Below are 16146 nucleotides of genomic sequence, written 5' to 3'. Positions count from 1 at the left end.
GCTTCAGTAGCAAAATCATGCCGGCTGGAGGAAGCGTCCGCCCACGAGATGCTCGATGACCTCGCGCGCCGAGTGCGGGTCGAGCTTCACCTTCGCCCCCAACTGAGTCACCGCGTGGGCGACCGTCGTCGGGCGCTCGAAGGCGGCCAGGGTGGCCAGGAGGATCCGCCCGTCCTCGCCCTGGTCCAGCGTCGGGTCGGTGAACCGTCGCGGGCTGAGCGAAGGTGCACAGGCCAGGCCCGTTCCGTTCACCGACCGGACGACGGTCACCTGTTCCCGCGCCACCTTCGCGGGGACTCGATGTGCACCCAACCAATCACCGAGCTCGAACCGAAGCGTCGAGGGCGCGGTGTTCTTCAGTCGCGTGCCTCCGTTGAGCGCGATCCGCTGCTTCTTCTCTTCGTGCTTCCTCGCGAGGGCATCCACGTGCTCCGACGTGCGCTGCACCGCCCGCTCGAGCGCCGCGTCGCGGAAGCGCAGCATCGGCACCGACGACACATCACCGGGCTCGCGCTGCTCGAAGTACTCGAGGAACTCCGTGAACGTCCGCGCTTCGCTCACCATGTCGAACCGCGCGGGGTGCTCGGTGGCCAGCGCCCCGGGCTGCGCCTCGAGCCGCTGATAGCCCACCAGGCAGTCGAGGCTGATCACCCGCTCCACCAGGCGCACTTCCTCCTTGAGCGTGGCCTCGCTGGCGAAGGGCAGGCCCGCGATTCCAGAGACCTCGACGTCCAGGTTCTCGTGGCGGCGGCAGTGCTCGATGATCTCGAGGAGCTGCTGGTCCGAGGCACACGGCTTGAGCAGACCGCGGCGCATCTGCTCGTGCCGCTGTTGTTCCGAGAAGCAGCCGATGTCGAGCACCATGTGGACGTGCTCGAAGGTCTGGGCCAGGGCGTCGATGAGCTCCACCCGGGCCACCCCCCACAGGAAGTACATGCAGGAGTGGCGGGAGAGATCGACCCCCGCCCAGGTACTTTGCAGGAACGCCGCCGAGCTTCCGGAAAAGTCGTAGCGCAGCTGCCATGCCCGCTGGGCGATCTCCTGGTGGTCGCGGCGCACGCTCTCCTCGGAGCGCAGGAACGGCTTCGCGCGTCCGAAGGCCGCCTTCTGGTTGCCGCGGGCCCCACCGCAATAGAGGCAGTTCTCGCCGCAGCCCTTGCCGGGGGCGACCCACCCCGAGAAGGCATGGCGATCCTGGTGGCTCAGGAAGATGTCGTCGAAGTGCGAGTAGTAGACGTCCTCGCTGTTGGTGGCGCCTTGCACGTACTCCAGGGGCAAGCGCCGTGGGGCGCCGTTCGGACCCAGGGTGACGCAGTTGGGCGGAGAGGGGTCGCCCTCGCAGAGCGCGAGCAGCGGCCGCTCGCCGTCGCCCAGGACGATGTGATCGATGCAGTCGAACGCGTGCAGCTCCCGCCACCAGTAGGAGGCGGTGTTGCCGCCCACGACGATCCGGATGCTGGGGTCGATCTCGCGCAGCGTCCGGGCCAGGAGCAGCGCGCGGTGGACGTGGTGGAACCACTTGAGGCTGATGCCGACGAGCCGGGGGCGCACGCGGGCCACCAGGGCCTCGAGCGAGCGGGCCACCTCGTCCTCGGTCTGGTCCCCGTCGTAGAGCCGGACGAAGGCCTCGATCCCGCCGCGTCGCAAATAGCCCGCGAGATAGAGGATGCCACAGGTGGCCTCGCCGGTTCCGGCGCCAAGGAGGAGGACTGGAGAGAGGACGCGACGGCCATTCATGAGCGGAGACCCGACCTTCCGAAGGTCGGTGAGTATAGACGGGGTACCCCCTGGCGTCGCCGTTCCTGGGGGGGCCTCGCCGGGCTGCTACCCGCTCCTCCTGGCGGGCGGAACCTCGCGCTTCACTGAGAGGACGCGAGACATCGAAACAGAAAGGACATCTGGAGGGCGTCCAGATGTCCTTGGAATCGTGAGAACTGGCTGACCTGGGTCAGACCCGTGCTCGGACGAGCATCAGATGTTGCAGTCGGCGTCGTTGTAGGAGTTGTAGGGCTCGCCGGCGATGCTCTCGCTCTCACTGTTGCCGCAGTCCGCTTGGATCACGACGGTATCCTTGGTCGAGATCCACCAGGTGTCGATGCCGATGTTCTCGTCGTCGATGTTGCCAGCGGCCAGGCCGGAGATGTTGCAGTTCATGCCCGGGGGGCAGCCACCGAGGCCGGGCATGCCCGGGTTCGCGCCCTCGCCCTCGTAAATGGGCGAGTGCGGCGGCATGGTCTTGGGCGTCGGGGAACTGTTCGGGAACTCCGCCCTGTCGACGGTGATGCAGTTGGGGTTCGCGGGGTCGAAGACGCCCGACGCATCGCGGACGATGCAGGACATGCCGCTCGACCCGAAGTAGTAGGCGTAGCGGTTGCCACGCTCGGGCAGGAAGCCCACGGTCTGCACGTTCTCCGAGTAATTGCTGTTCTCCTGGTGGTAGGCGCGCTGCGCGGAGAACCAGGACTTCAGATTGGCCTTGGCCTCACCCTGCCTGGCGTTGGTCTGGAACCTGTTGAAGTTCGGGAGGGCGACGGCGGCGAGGATGCTGAGGAGGGCCACCACGATCAGGAATTCGATGATCGAGAAGCCACGGTGCTTGCGAATGATGAGACGGTTCATGGGATTCCTATCGAGCGAGTCACTTCAAGGGGGTTGCACGTGCGCTGGGTCTCTCAGCACGAGCCATGCCAGGGCAGGCGGATGGCCAAGCACTCGGAATGAGAGGCCATCCCGCTGACTGGGGAGCGGGGGAGTGACACTTTTCGTCGATTGATGACGAATCGAGTCACTCCGTCCGGCCTCCCTTGTCCTGGTGCTACCGGCAGGGATAATTGGCCCTGGTGCACGCCACGCCGTTGTTGTAGGCGTCGTTGAAGTGGTTGTAGTACCCGTCGTACAGCGGGTGCACCGTCCCCGTCTCGGGAGCCATCTTGATGAAGAGTTCCTCGTTCTCGTTGAGGGCATCCTGGGACCAGTTCTGCGAGCCGGTATAGATCCGGTAGGCATAGCTGGTGCCGTACTTGCCGTAGACGAGGAAGAACTTGTCGTGCACTTTGTCCTTCCTGCGGATGGCCACGCCCGCGTCGAGCAGCTCGTTGTAGACCGGCTGCGACATGCTGATTCCGCCAGCCTCGTCCGTCCCCACCACCATCCAGACGGCGCATCCACCCGCCTTGTAGCGCTTGACCTGAGCGAGGAGTTCGGGGCGCCCTGTCGTGACGAACGCCATGCCAATGCGCAGCCGGCAGTTCGCGTCGGGCGTGACGTCGTTCAGGCGGGTGACGATCGTATCGGTCTGGTTCAATCCCTCCGGAGATGCATAGGCGTCCGCCCCGGTGGCCTGGTAATAACCGCGCCCACTGCCCGAATCGTAGTAATCATTGTCGGCGTAGTGTTTGCGGTTCCACATGTCCGAGAAGTTGGCGTTCAGGCCCGTGAACAGCGTGGGCTCGTCGTAGACGGTGAGGGTGTTGTTGAACGCATCCGGGCCGCTCGCGTAGGTCAGGTTGGACGAGCCGAACCACACGACGTTCGAGCGAGCCGCCCCGTTGGGGTCCGTGGTCTGGCTGAACGTGAACATCTTCGTATGCATGTTGCCCGCGGCGCTCGTGCCGATGCAGCCGCCACCCCCACTCGTGTTGGTGCAGAACCTGTGGTGGGTGAGCTTCTTGATGGTTGCCACCGAGGGGTCGGTGGAGGTCGCGTTCTTGCCGTCCAGAACGACGTGCACCACGACGCCCCGGTTCTGCGCCGCGAGGAGGGAATCGGCCACGCCGTCGATGCTGATGGAGTGGATCGTCCCCTTGATCGTGGCGCCAGCGGGCGTGGAGTCGATGAGCCGTCTCAACTCGGTGATGATCGTGTAGTCCCGGCCCGCGAACGCGGGCGGGTTGCTGAAGTGGGCCCAGACTGCCTTGCCACCGATCGTCCCAGAGGCGGAGCTGACCCCGGCCTGAACGGAACCCACGTCCACCTCCTGGGGCTCGTGCTCCAAGGGCAGGGGGTCGCACCCCGTGGCGGTCCACGTGCAGAAACCCAGGGCCATTGCCCTCAGCGTTGACCGGGTACCACTGATCTTCGAATGCATGGTGCCGTCTCCTTCCTTCCGTCCTCCGAGTCCGTAACGACTGGAGCGCATGGAAAACAGATTATCTTGGAAAGTGAGGAATCACGATTTTTTCCTCAAGGCTGCGCCATCCAAAACAGAAAGGACATCTGGAGGGGGTCCAGATGTCCTTGGAACCGTGAGAACTGGCTGAGCTGGGTCAGACCCGTGCTCGGACGAGCATCAGCTGTCGCAGTCGACGTCGTCGTAGGACTTGTAGGGCTCGCCGGGGATGCTCGTGGTCTCACTGTTGCCGCAGCCCGCGTGGAGGATGGAGGTGGCCTTGGTCGAGATCCACCAGGTGTCGATGCCGATGTCCTCGTCGTCGAGGTTGCCAGCGGCCAGGCCGGAGATGTTGCAGTTCATGCCCGGGGTGCAGCCGTTGAGGCCGGGCATGCCCGGGTTCGCGCCCTCGCCCACGTAAAAGGGCGCGGCCGGCGGCAGGGCCCTGGGCGTCAGGTAGCGGTTCGGGAACTCCGCCCCGTCGACGGTGATGCAGTTGGCGTTCGGGGTGTTGGTGACGCCCGACGCATTGCGGATGATGCAGGACATGCCGCCCGTCCCGAAGTAGTAGGCGTAGCGGTTGCCACGCTCGGGCAGGAAGCCCACGGTACGCACGTTCTCCGAGTAACTACGTCGATCGATGACGAATCGGGTCACTTCCATACCCGGAGTGCGGATTGCGCGGTGTGTGGGTGGAGCAGTGAACATCTCGGCCCTCCAGAAAGACGGCGGGGCGGGCGGAGGAAGATTGAGCGGTGCGGTTCTCCTCCGCTCCTTACATGCTGTGCCTGTCCATCATGCGCGCTGAACAAATGGGAGCCAGGACTCATGAACGATAGGAATCGGATGGGGAGGAACGCGCACGCGGTACGGGCTGTCTTGCTGGTGTGCTTGGGGTTGGGATGTGTGGTGAACCAGCCGGCCCCCCCGAAGGGCGAAGAGCCCACTCCCCCCGCCACGGAGCAGAACCCTGGCAGGCGCGTGGACTTCGACAGGGATTGGAAGTTCGTCCTGGTCAACCCCGAGGGAATCACCGACCCGAGCGGTTCCTATGCGACCGCGCACGAGCCGTCCTTCGATGATTCGTCGTGGAGGACGCTGAATGTTCCTCACGACTGGAGCATCGAGCGGGACCCGAGCCCGGGGCCGGGGACCACCAGTGGGACGGGCTTCTTCCAGGGGGGCCTGGGCTGGTACCGGAAGACCTTCACCCTGCCGCCGTCGCTGGCGGGAAAGAAGCTCTCCATCGAATTCGATGGCGTGTACATGGACTCCTCCGTCTATGTGAATGGTGAGCCGGCGGGTAACCACCCCTATGGCTACACCGCCTTCAACGTGGACCTGTCCTCCCGGGTGTACACGGATGGGGTGACGCCCAACGTCATCGCCGTGAAGGTCCAGAACCAGCTTCCGAGCAGCCGGTGGTACTCCGGCAGTGGCATCTACCGGCACGTCCACCTGACGGTGACGGACCCCATCCACGTGGCGCGCTGGGGCACCTTCGTCACCGTCCCGGACCTCGAGAAGACGGTGGGGGCGGGCTACGCGGACGTCCTCGTGCGGACCGGCGTGGTCAACGAGGGCGGCACCCCGAAGGACGTGGAGGTCCGCTCCGTGGTGAAGGACGCCAACGGGAAGGTCGTGGCGCAGGCCACGTCGAACGCCACCGCGTTGGGCCCGGCCCCCCAGCGGCTCACGGCCACCATCCGGGTCGAGCACCCCACGCTCTGGTCGCTGGCGAATCCCTACCGGTACACCCTGGAAACCACCCTCGTCTCCGAGGGGAAGGAGGTGGACACCACCTCCACCCGCTTCGGCATGCGGTACTTCCGGATCGATCCCAACGAGGGCTTTTCGCTCAACGGCGAGTCCACGAAGCTCCAGGGCGTCGATCTGCACCATGATCTCGGCGCGCTGGGGGCCGCCGTCCATCGCGATGCCCAGGTGCGGCAGATGACGATCATGAAGAGCATGGGGGTCAACGCCCTCAGGACCGCGCACAACCCGCCTTCTCCCGAGCTGATCGACATCTGCGAGGAGATGGGCATCGTCATGCTGGTGGAGGCCTTCGACTCCTGGAGGACCGGGAAGAACCCGTATGACTATGGGCGCTTCTTCGCTGAGCACAGTGATGCCGACATCAAGGAGATGGTGAACGCCGCCAGGAACTCTCCCGCGGTCATCATGTGGTCCATTGGCAACGAGATTCCGGATTCGACCTCGGAGGCGGGTCTGGCGATCGCCCAACGGCTGGTCGATGACATCAAGTCCATCGACACCTCCCGGCCCATCGTCATCGGCTCGGACAAGTACCGGAGCGTGCCCGCGCCGACGTCGCCGGCCGCGCGGATCCTCGGGCTGCTGGATGGCCTGGGCCTGAACTACAACACGGCGAAGTCGGTGGATGGGCTCCGGGCCGCGTTTCCGGGCAAGTTCCTCTTCGAGTCGGAGTCCTCGTCGGAGACGTCCACCCGGGGCGTGTACCAGGACCCCCACCTGCTGAACACCGGTGAGAACTACACCCCGGGCAAGCGGGGCACGTCCTCCTACGACAACAACCTGGCCTCCTGGACCATGAGTGGGGAGTACGGCTTGAAGAAGGACCGGGACCGGAAGTTCTTCGCCGGCGAGTTCCTCTGGTCGGGCATCGACTACATCGGCGAGCCGACCCCGTACGACGTCTATCCCGTGAAGGCTTCGTTCTTCGGCGCCGTGGACACGGCCGGCTTCCCCAAGGACATGTATTACCTCTTCAAGAGCCAGTGGACCCAGGAGCCCATGGTCCACCTGCTTCCCATGAACTGGACGGACCACGAGCCCGGCCAGCCCGTGGCTGTCTGGGCCTATGCCAATGTCGATACCGTGGAGTTGGTGCTGAACGGCCAGTCCCTGGGCGAGCGGAAGTTCAGCCACAAGAAGACCCTGGATGGCCGGGCGTATCTGGAGACGGACGAGGCCACCGGTGACGACAAGACGTTCACCACGGGCCCCTTCCCGGGCAGCTACACCAGTCCCAATGGCAGTGCCGGCAAGCTGCACCTGTCCTGGAATGTGCCGTTCGCGCCGGGGGAACTGGTGGCGATCGCCAGACGCGATGGCGTGGAAGTGGCCCGGGACGTGCTGCGGACCGCCGGGGCGCCGAGCACCTTGCGGCTGACGCCAGACAAGACAGTCCTCACCGCGGACGGCAAGTCCCTGGCGTTCGTGACGGTCGAGGTCGTGGACGCGCAAGGGGTGATGGTTCCCAGCGCCGCGAACCTGATCCACTTCCAGGTGACGGGTGGAACCCTGGTGGGTGCCGACAACGGGCGTCAGGAGAGCGCGGAGAACTACAAGGCCTCCTCCCGGACGGCCTTCAACGGCAAGGCGCTGGCCATCATCCAGTCCGGCGTCACCGCCGGGCCCATCACCATCACCGCGTCATCGGACGGGCTGACTCCGGGCTCCACGACGATTGTCTCCGAGGGCGGGAGTGGTTCCGCGGCCGGCTCCGCGGTGACCGCGGCACCGGCGGGTTCGGCCAGGAGCGTGGGGTCCATGCCGCCAGTGGATCCGCGAATCCCCACCGCTGACGCGAGCTACTCGGGCTCTCCCCAGACGGTGCCCGCGGCGATGCTCGATGGGAACAAGGTCTCGGGGGGCTGGTCGAACTTCTATGAGAAGGCGGCCACCGCGCTCCTGCCCGCGGTGAGCTCGGCCAACGCGTCGGACTGGGTCTCGCTCAAGTGGCCCCAGGAGCAGTCCCTCGATTCCATGACGGCCTGGTTCACGACCGGCCCGAAGCGCGTGCTGCCCGCCTCGCTCGTGGTCACCTATTGGGACGGCAAGGGCTACGTGCCGGTCTCCCACCTCTCCATCACCTGGGCGTCCGCCTCGAACCAGCCCACGGTCATCTCCTTCGACCCGGTCCAGACCACCGAGCTGCGGCTCGAGATGATGAGCCCCGCTCCGGGATCCACCACGGGCTTCCTGCAGATCTCCGAGCTCGAGGTGCCAGTGAGCCACTGAGGATTCATGCGGTATCCACTCAGGGTGTCGAAGAGCTCGACACCCCGAGTGGATACATCCCACCGCGGGAGTTGCGTGAGCAGGACCGTGCGTTCATCTGGGCGTCCGAGGAGCTGCTGCTCGCCGGGCGCCGTCTTGCGATGCGCCTTCACTTCTTCCGAGAATACGGCCAGCCCGGGTCGGCCTCGGGCATTCACAGGCACGGAGCGGGTCATGAAGAGGTTGGAGAACAAGGTCGCCGTCATCACTGGCGGTGGCGGTGGGATTGGCGCGGCGACGGCGAAGCTCTTCCTGCAGGAGGGGGCCCGGGTGCTGATCGTGGGTCGCACCGAGGAGAAGCTCCGCAAGACGCTCCAGGAGCTCCACCACGAGAACCTCGGCTACGCGGTGGCGGACGTGTCGAAGGTCGAGGACACGCAGCGCTACTTCCAGCAGGCGGCGGAGCGCTTCGGCGGTGTCGACGTGCTGGTGGGCAACGCGGGCGCCGAGGGTCCCTACAAGCCCGTGGACGAGCACTCCGTGGAGGACTTCGACGAAGTGATGGCCGTCAACGTGCGCGGCTGCTGGTTGGCCGTCAAATACGCGTTCCCCGAGATGCGCAAGCGCGGGGGCGGGAGCATCGTCCTCACCTCCTCGATCATGGGGATGGTCGCGTTTCCGGCCAACTCGGCGTACACCGCCGCCAAGCACGCGGTGGTGGGCCTGGCGCGCTCGCTGGCGCACGACGGCGCGCCGTTCAACATCCGGGTGAACGCGGTGTGCCCGGGCGTCATCGACAACGACATGACGGCGGGCATCCACACGCGGCTCGCGCCCGGCAACGAGGAGGCGGTGAAGAGCCGGATGTCCCAGCGCATTCCGATGCAGCGCTACGGGACGAACGAGGAGATCGCCCGCCTGAACCTCTTCCTCGCCAGTGACGAGAGCAGCTACAGCACGGGCGGGGTGTTCGTGGCGGACGGTGGCATGACGGCGGGCGTCCGAGGTCGGTGAACCGGCGCCCTGGTGCGACCGTGGGTGGCTGAGGCGCCAAACATCGCGAGCAGCTTGATGGAAATTTCGCCTTTCGCGAATCCTCATTCATACCAGGGGTGAACTCCTAACCGAGGTCACCTCTTGCGCCCCTTCGCCCTTCCGTTCGCCCTCCTCCTGCTCCTGGGCCTCTGCTCCTGTGAAGATCCTCGGAGGAGTTTCGTCGGCTCCTTCGATGCATCGGGCAACTTGATTTTGTCCAGCGGCGGTCGCATGCAGACTCAGGATGTCAAGATGACCTTGAGGGTCGTGGCCGATGCTTTTGGCTCCGACAAACTCTACCTGGACTTCCAATGTGGCCTGACGGCGACGGTCCAGAACTCCAACGCCTTCACCCTCGACGAGAGGGAATGCCCCTCGTATGAGAACGAGGGCTGCGCGTACGTCTGGAGATTCTCGGATGGAAAGGGGACCGTGACGGAAGGTGACCCGGCGCTCGAGCTCCGCTTCAATGGGAGCGTCAACTCCAGGTGTTCAGATGGGTCGTCCTTGTCGCTGAACTTCTTGTTCACACTGACGGCGATGCCGGCGGAGCCCTCGTCCATCGAGCAACGGGTGGGGGGAAGGGACTCGTCGCTTCAGCTGTCTGTTCTTCCCTTGCTGCGTGCCGAGTTGGAGCAGGCGGCACGCGCCGCGCCGCGGTGACGTGACAAGTGTGAGCCACGCCAGGATTCACTTGAACGTAACGCATTGCCCGAGGCGTGCGCTCAGTATAGCAAGACTTGTCAGGCGGGCACGGACTGCTGCTCGGCGGGGGCGCTTCCCGAGAGCACCGCGCGGGCCGAGTCGATGGCCTCGTGCGTGCCGGCCAGCGCGAGCACGTCGCCCTCGCGCAGTTGCTCGTCCGCGGTGGGCACGACGACCTTGTCCTCGCCGCGCCGGATGGCGAGCACCGTGGCGCCCGTCATGCCGCGCAGGTTGAGCTCGGCGAGCGTGCGCCCCACGGCGGCACTGCCGGACTCGAGCCGCACCGGTGTCGGCTCGCCGAGCCCGGGCAGGATGGCGTGCAGGGTGTCCAGGCTCTCGGCGTGGTGCGCCTGGGCCTTGCCCCGGGACTGGGAGGCGAGCGCCTCGACGATGACCTGGGAGCCCGCGCGCACGTGCCCCTGGAGGTTGGTGGCGCTGCGCCAGAAGCCCACGCTCAGCACCGCGAGCAGCACCAGCAGCACCGCCGCGCCGAGGAACCCGCGCACGAAGGGCTGGGTGATGGCGACGAGCGGCGCGCCCACGCCCAGCACGCTCGCCAGCTGGAGCGTCACCACGAGCGCGCGCCGGGGGGCCGCGGCCCGGTCCAGCCGGCCCGTGGTGGCGGGGAAGGCCGCCTCCGCGAGCAGCGTGCCCAGCGAGCGGGCGAGCCGCACCACGCCCACGCAGAAGGGGGTGGCGATCACGGTGGCCAGGACGATGACGACCCAGCGTGTCACCGTGTTGCCCAGGCCACTGCGCAGTTGCAGCGCCGCGCTCATGCGCCCGAGGAAGACCGAGGTGCCGATGATGATGGCGGCGAGCAGCGCCGCGTCCAGGAGCAGCAGGCGCACCTTGGCGCGGATCTTCGTGCCGGCGGTCTGGCGCGGCGGCGCGTTTTGCAGCTCCTCCACCCAGCTGCCATAGAGCGCCGCGAAGGTCTGCAGGGGCTTGGGCAGCTTGCGGTCCACGAAGTTGGCCACCGGCCCCGAGGCCCGGATGAGGAAGGGCGTGGTGAGGGTGGTGAGCGCGGACACGGCCACCGCCACGGGGTAGAGGAAGCTCCCGGTGGCCTTGAGCGACAGGCCCAGGCCCGCGATGATGAAGGAGAACTCGCCAATCTGCGCCAGGCTCAGGCCCGACTGGACGGCCGTGCGCGTGCCGTTGCCCGTGAGGAACACCCCCAGCGACACGCCCACCAGCTTGCCCAGGATGACCACGCCCGTGAGCACCGCCACCGCCGCCCAGTGCTCGGCGATGAGCCCTGGATCGATGAGCATCCCCACCGACACGAAGAAGATGGCGGCGAACATGTCGCGCACCGGCTGCACCAGGTGTTCGATCTCCTTCTCCTCCCCGGACTCGGCCACCAGCGAGCCCGCGAGGAACGCCCCGAGCGCCACCGAGTAGCCGAACGCCTGCGCGAGCAGGGCGACGGCGAAGCAGATGCCGACGCTCGTCACCAGCGACGTCTCCGGGCGCTTGAGCCGTTGCACCGCGCGCACCGTGCGCGGAATGACCATGAGCCCCACCACCATGAGCCCCACCAGGAAGAGCGCCAGCCGGCCGACGGTGAGGGTGAGCTGGCCCGCGCTCAGCCCCGAGCCCGTGGAGATGGCCGTCAGGGTCGCCATGAGCAGGATGGCGATGAGATCCTCGACGATGAGGATGCCGACGACGATCTCCCGCAGCTTGCCTTTGATGCCCTGCTCGTCGAAGGCCTTGGCGATGATGGTGGTGCTGGAGATGGCGATGATGGCGCCCGTGAAGATGCTCTCCTTGCCGGTCCACCCGAAGGAGCGGCCCACCACGAAGCCCAGCCAGATCATCAGGCTGCACTGGATGATGGCGGTGAGCCCCGCGGTGAGCCCCACCTTGAGCAGCTTGCCGATGCTGAACTCCAGCCCGAGCGAGAACATGAGCAGGATGACGCCCAGCTCCGACAGCGTCTGGACGATGGTGGGGTCCGCGACGAGGGGAATGGGCACATGGGGGCCCATGATGAGCCCCGCGATGATGTAGCCGAGCACCACGGGTTGCCGTAGCCGCTGGAAGATGACGGACGTCACCGCCGCGACGCACAACACCGTCGCCAGGGCTTTGAGGAAGTCGTGTGCGTCGTGCATCGCCGGATCACCGCCAGGAAGAAGAAGCCAGACAACGGGGATAACTCGAAGTGGGGGGCCGGTGCCCGTCCAAAGAACCGGCCCCCCGTTTTCAACACCTCAGCCGAGCGCCTCGTAGGCGATGGCCGCGCCAATGATGAACAAACAGGTCAGGACGGCCACGATGAGCCGGCCCGTCTGCCAGTGCTCGTGCTCGACGGGCGCCGGGGAGGAGGGTTGCGGAGAGGGGGTGGACGCAGGGGGGGTCTGTTCTTCGCGCAAGGGACTGCCTCGGGCGCGCCCGCACGGGCCGGCACGCCGGAAAGGGAAAATGAAGCCAGGCGCGCGTCAGGGCGGACCCTTCCCACATGGGCACGAGGGGGTCGTGGACGTACGCCGTCTCTACCTCGGGGATCGCGACCTCACGCGACCCGGGGAGGTCCTTGCGCGGGACAGTTCTCGATGAGCGGGCGATCCGCGATGCGCCCATGGCGCCGCACCGGCTCGCACGGGTGGTGCATCCGCGTGAGCGGAGTGAGTCCCGCCTCCAGGCGCGGCGCGAGGCCATACCGGGAATCGAATCGCTTGTAGCCGGGGAGGGGTTTGGCCGCGGGGCGCGGCAGCTCCAGGGCGCCGTGGAGCGGTGCTTCACGGTCTCCCACCAGCCGCTCGTGCTGGGGGCGCCGGGTCGCGGAGACCGAGGCGCTTCGCGCTGGCCGCGCGGTGCTGGCGACTTCGTGGACCCCGCTCCGCCGCTGGACGCTGGACGAGGACTCCCCGGTGAGGACGGCCAGCAGGAGGGCGCAGGCCGCGCCCCCCAGGACCATCCACCGGGCGAGTCCTTGTTCGCGCCGAGGTGAGCGGGGAGAGATCTTCATGAGCGGAGAGCTGACCCGTTCATCCCTACACCATCCGGAACGCGGCGGGCAAAGGTGCTCTTCACGCGGGGCCGGTTCTCTCCCTCCCGGCCCCGCTCACCGCGTCGTGCCCGGCCTAGTTGCGCGTGCCGGAGCCCGTGGGGCTGGTGCCCGTGCCGGTGGTGCCCGTGCCAGTGGTGCCGCCCGGGGTCCCAATGGTGCCGGCGGCGCCCGAGCCGCCCGCGGCGGCGGGCTGCGGGCTCAGCTTGCCGAGCAGCGTGTAGGCGTGCTGGCGGTGCTTGGCGACGCTCTGGGTCAGCTCGTCCAGGAGCGCGGTGAGCTCGGGGCTGGCGCCCACGGCCTGCTTGCCCGCCGCGAGCTTGCCGAGCGTGGCGTCATGGGCCCCGAGCTGCTCGGTCATGTAGCAGCCGTCGAAGGCCTCGCCCTTGAGCGACTGGAGCTTCTCCAGCGAGGCCTTGTCGGCCGCCAGGGCCTTCTTCTCCACGTCGTTGATGGGCTTGGGCGTGTCCGCCAGCTTCAGGTTCTGCGTCTTGGCGAGCGCCAGGATCTTCTCATCGGCCGCCGTGTGCTCGGTGATCATCTGCTCGGCGAACGACTTCACCTCGGGGCTCGACGCGTTCTGCTGGGCGAGCCTGGCCTGCTTGATCTCCGTCTGGTTGACGTAGTGCAGCCGCTCGAGCAGGCCCTTGGGGTCCGTGGGGACGGTGAAGCCCTTGTACTCGGCCGTGCCGGCCTTGGGCGCCGCGGCCTTGGTGGCCGGCTGCGCGAACGACGTGCTTCCCGCGACCAGCGCGCCTGCGAGCATCACTCCCTGGATCATTCGCTTCATGTGAATGCTTCCTTTCGTTCGTGCGACCTGCGAGGCCGCGCACATTGGGGCTGCTGGAAGCTGGGGGCACTGGTTTGCAGTCGCAAGCGTGCGGTATCGCACGGCGGGGCTTTCAGATGATGGCTGGCGGACGCTTGCCTGGTTCAGCCCAAGGCGAATGTGGCGGGTTCCAATCGTTTCACACATCTTCACCGCTGAGTCTGTGTCGAAAGGACGTTGAAGCGTATGACGAGGGAAGTGTGGCCGGGCAAGCCGTATCCGAGGGGCGCGACGTTCGATGGGTCGGGGGTCAACTTCGCGGTGTTCTCGCAAGTGGCCACCCGGGTGGAGGTCTGTCTGTTCGATCCCCGGGACCCCTCGAAGGAGATCGAGCGCTTCGACCTGCCGGTGTCGACCGAGTACACGTGGCACGGCTACGTGCCTGCCCTGGAGCCGGGCACGCTCTACGGCCTGCGGGTGCATGGTCCCTACGAGCCCCAGAAGGGGCACCGCTGCAACCCCTACAAGCTGCTGGTGGACCCCTATGCCAAGGCGCTGCACGGCGAGGTGGACTGGTCCCAGCCCGTGTTCGGCTACACGCTGGGCCACGAGAAGCAGGACCTGATGCGCGACGAGCGCGACAGCGCGCCGGGCATGCCCAAGTGCGTGGTGGTGAGCGACTTCTTCGACTGGGGCAATGATCGCGCGCCGGACGTGCCCTGGCGCAAGACGGTCATCTACGAGGCCCACGTCAAGGGCCTCACCATGCGCCACCCCAAGGTGCCCGAGCACCTGCGGGGCACCTACGCGGGGCTCGCCCACCCGGCGATGATCGAGCACCTCACCAAGCTGGGCGTGACGTCCGTGGAGCTCTTGCCGGTGCACGAGTACGTGGACGACTCGTTCCTGAGCGAGAAGGGCCTGTCCAACTACTGGGGCTACAACACGCTGGCCTTCTTCGCCCCCGAGCAGAAGTACGCGAGCCGCAAGGCGCCGGGCACCGTCGTCAACGAGTTCAAGGCGATGGTCAAGGCGCTGCACGCCGCGGGCATCGAGGTCATCCTCGACGTGGTGTACAACCACACGTGCGAGGGCAACCACATGGGGCCCACGCTGTCGCTCAAGGGCGTGGACAACGCCTCCTACTACTGGCTGATGCCGGACGCGCGCTACTACCTGGACTTCACCGGGTGTGGCAACAGCGTGAACGCCTCCAACCAGAACGCCTCGCGGCTCATCATCGACTCGCTGCGCTACTGGGTGCAGGAGATGCACGTGGACGGGTTCCGCTTCGACCTGGCCACGGTGCTCGGCCGCCACGGCAAGGGCGAGTTCTCCCCCAACGCCGCCTTCTTCCAGATCATCAGCCAGGATCCGGTGCTCAGCCGCGTGAAGCTCATCGCCGAGCCCTGGGACGTGGGCATGGGGGGCTATCAGGTGGGCAACTTCCCCTCGCCCTGGCGCGAGTGGAACGGCAAGTACCGCGACGCCATGCGCCGCTACTGGAAGGGCGACGAGAACCTCGCGGGCGAGGTGGGCCACCGGCTCACGGGCTCCTCGGACATGTTCCAGAGCGCCCGGCGCCGTCCCCAGGCGAGCATCAACTTCATCACCGCCCACGACGGCTTCACCCTGCACGACCTGGTCACCTACGGCCACAAGCACAACGAGGCCAACGGCGAGTTCAACCGCGACGGCGCCGACGACAACCAGGCGTGGAACTGCGGCGCGGAAGGCGAGACGCAGGACGCCAACATCATCTCCCTGCGCGAGCGCCAGAAGCGCAACCTGCTCTCCTCGCTCTTCCTGTCGCTGGGCGTGCCCATGCTCGTGGCCGGTGACGAGATGGGCCGTACCCAGGGCGGCAACAACAACGCCTACTGCCAGGACAACGAGCTGTCGTGGGTGGACTGGGACCTCGACGAGCGCCGGCAATCCCTGCTGGAGTTCACCTCGCGGCTCATCCACTTCCGCGACACCCAGCCCGTGCTCCAGCGCCGCCGCTTCTTCCAGGGCGAGCACATCTGGGACTCGGAGCACAAGGATCTCGCCTGGTTCCGGCCGGACGGCACGGAGATGGGCTCGGAGGATTGGCAGAAGCCCTTCGTCCGCTCGCTCGCGTTCCTGCTCGGGGGCGACGCCATCCCCTCGCCCGACGAGCGGGGCCAGCGCATCATCGGGGATGCACTCCTGGTGCTGCTCAATGCGCACCACGAGGCCGTATCCTTCACCGTGCCTCCTCCCACCGAGGGCAAGCGGTGGGTGATTCAGCTGTACACGGCCTCGGACGAGCTGGGCCCGGACGCGCCGGTTCCCCCGGGGCGCTTCGAGCTGGTGGGCCGCTCCATGGCGGTGTTCCGCCAGGTCTCGGCCGACGACTGAGGGGTGCGTCGGTGTCTCGCCCGCTCCCTCTCGGGTTGGTTTCCAGGGGGGGCGGAGGATTCTCGCCCGGGGTGCCCAGGAACGCGGGTCCAGCGTAGACTAGCGGACATCGTGGTGAACCCACTGCATTCCAGCCGCCGT

Annotated in this window: 12 protein-coding genes; 4 read left to right on the top strand and 8 right to left on the bottom strand. The window is 66.9% G+C overall.

Annotated elements, in window-relative coordinates:
- Nucleotides 1-15: 15 nt before the first annotated feature.
- The 4 genes from D187_RS00955 to D187_RS00940 all read right to left on the bottom strand — a co-directional run bounded on the left by D187_RS00955 (nucleotide 16) and on the right by D187_RS00940 (nucleotide 4771).
- The gene (locus D187_RS00955) at nucleotides 16-1737 is read right to left on the bottom strand and encodes a B12-binding domain-containing radical SAM protein (RefSeq protein WP_002629665.1); all 1722 of its coding nucleotides are present in this window, start codon (nucleotides 1735-1737) and stop codon (nucleotides 16-18) included.
- A 234-nt stretch (nucleotides 1738-1971) separates the two neighbouring features.
- Entirely contained in the window at nucleotides 1972-2619 is a 648-nt protein-coding gene (locus D187_RS00950; protein ID WP_002629664.1) for a type IV pilin protein, read from the bottom strand.
- Nucleotides 2620-2815: 196 nt separating this feature from the next.
- Entirely contained in the window at nucleotides 2816-4087 is a 1272-nt protein-coding gene (locus D187_RS00945; protein ID WP_155893105.1) for a phospholipase D-like domain-containing protein, read from the bottom strand.
- 201 nt (nucleotides 4088-4288) lie between these two features.
- Complete coding sequence (locus D187_RS00940) at nucleotides 4289-4771, bottom strand: hypothetical protein (RefSeq protein ID WP_162159607.1); 483 nt, start codon at nucleotides 4769-4771, stop codon at nucleotides 4289-4291.
- 246 nt (nucleotides 4772-5017) lie between these two features.
- On the opposite strand from D187_RS00940, the gene D187_RS00935 reads away from it, so the two are divergent.
- The 3 genes from D187_RS00935 (at nucleotide 5018) to D187_RS00925 (ending at nucleotide 9793) form a co-directional block, all read left to right on the top strand.
- The gene (locus D187_RS00935) at nucleotides 5018-8116 is read left to right on the top strand and encodes a glycoside hydrolase family 2 TIM barrel-domain containing protein (RefSeq protein WP_002629661.1); all 3099 of its coding nucleotides are present in this window, start codon (nucleotides 5018-5020) and stop codon (nucleotides 8114-8116) included.
- 213 nt (nucleotides 8117-8329) lie between these two features.
- The gene (locus tag D187_RS00930; RefSeq protein ID WP_002629660.1) at nucleotides 8330-9109 is read left to right on the top strand and encodes an SDR family NAD(P)-dependent oxidoreductase; all 780 of its coding nucleotides are present in this window, start codon (nucleotides 8330-8332) and stop codon (nucleotides 9107-9109) included.
- A gap of 273 nt (nucleotides 9110-9382) precedes the next feature.
- The gene (locus tag D187_RS00925; RefSeq protein ID WP_002629659.1) at nucleotides 9383-9793 is read left to right on the top strand and encodes a hypothetical protein; all 411 of its coding nucleotides are present in this window, start codon (nucleotides 9383-9385) and stop codon (nucleotides 9791-9793) included.
- Between the two features lie 80 nt (nucleotides 9794-9873).
- Here the strand turns inward: D187_RS00925 and D187_RS00920 are convergent, their stop codons facing one another.
- From D187_RS00920 to D187_RS00910, 4 genes are all read right to left on the bottom strand, one after another.
- Nucleotides 9874-11958, bottom strand: coding sequence for a monovalent cation:proton antiporter family protein (locus D187_RS00920; protein ID WP_002629658.1), 2085 nt, complete (start codon nucleotides 11956-11958; stop codon nucleotides 9874-9876).
- Nucleotides 11959-12057: 99 nt separating this feature from the next.
- Complete coding sequence (locus D187_RS54595; RefSeq protein WP_002629656.1) at nucleotides 12058-12219, bottom strand: hypothetical protein; 162 nt, start codon at nucleotides 12217-12219, stop codon at nucleotides 12058-12060.
- Between the two features lie 140 nt (nucleotides 12220-12359).
- The gene (locus D187_RS00915; RefSeq protein ID WP_155893104.1) at nucleotides 12360-12815 is read right to left on the bottom strand and encodes a hypothetical protein; all 456 of its coding nucleotides are present in this window, start codon (nucleotides 12813-12815) and stop codon (nucleotides 12360-12362) included.
- Between the two features lie 115 nt (nucleotides 12816-12930).
- Entirely contained in the window at nucleotides 12931-13644 is a 714-nt protein-coding gene (locus D187_RS00910) for a DUF4142 domain-containing protein (protein WP_002629652.1), read from the bottom strand.
- A 225-nt stretch (nucleotides 13645-13869) separates the two neighbouring features.
- Between D187_RS00910 and glgX the strand changes: the two genes are divergently transcribed.
- Entirely contained in the window at nucleotides 13870-16005 is a 2136-nt protein-coding gene (glgX, locus tag D187_RS00905; protein WP_002629650.1) for a glycogen debranching protein GlgX, read from the top strand.
- Nucleotides 16006-16146: the final 141 nt, after the last annotated feature.

Source organism: Cystobacter fuscus DSM 2262 (genome assembly GCF_000335475.2).
Taxonomy (GTDB): Bacteria; Myxococcota; Myxococcia; order Myxococcales; family Myxococcaceae; genus Cystobacter; species Cystobacter fuscus.
The sequence above is the reverse complement of the archived record's forward strand: the minus strand, read 5'-3'. Positions and strand labels throughout refer to the sequence as shown.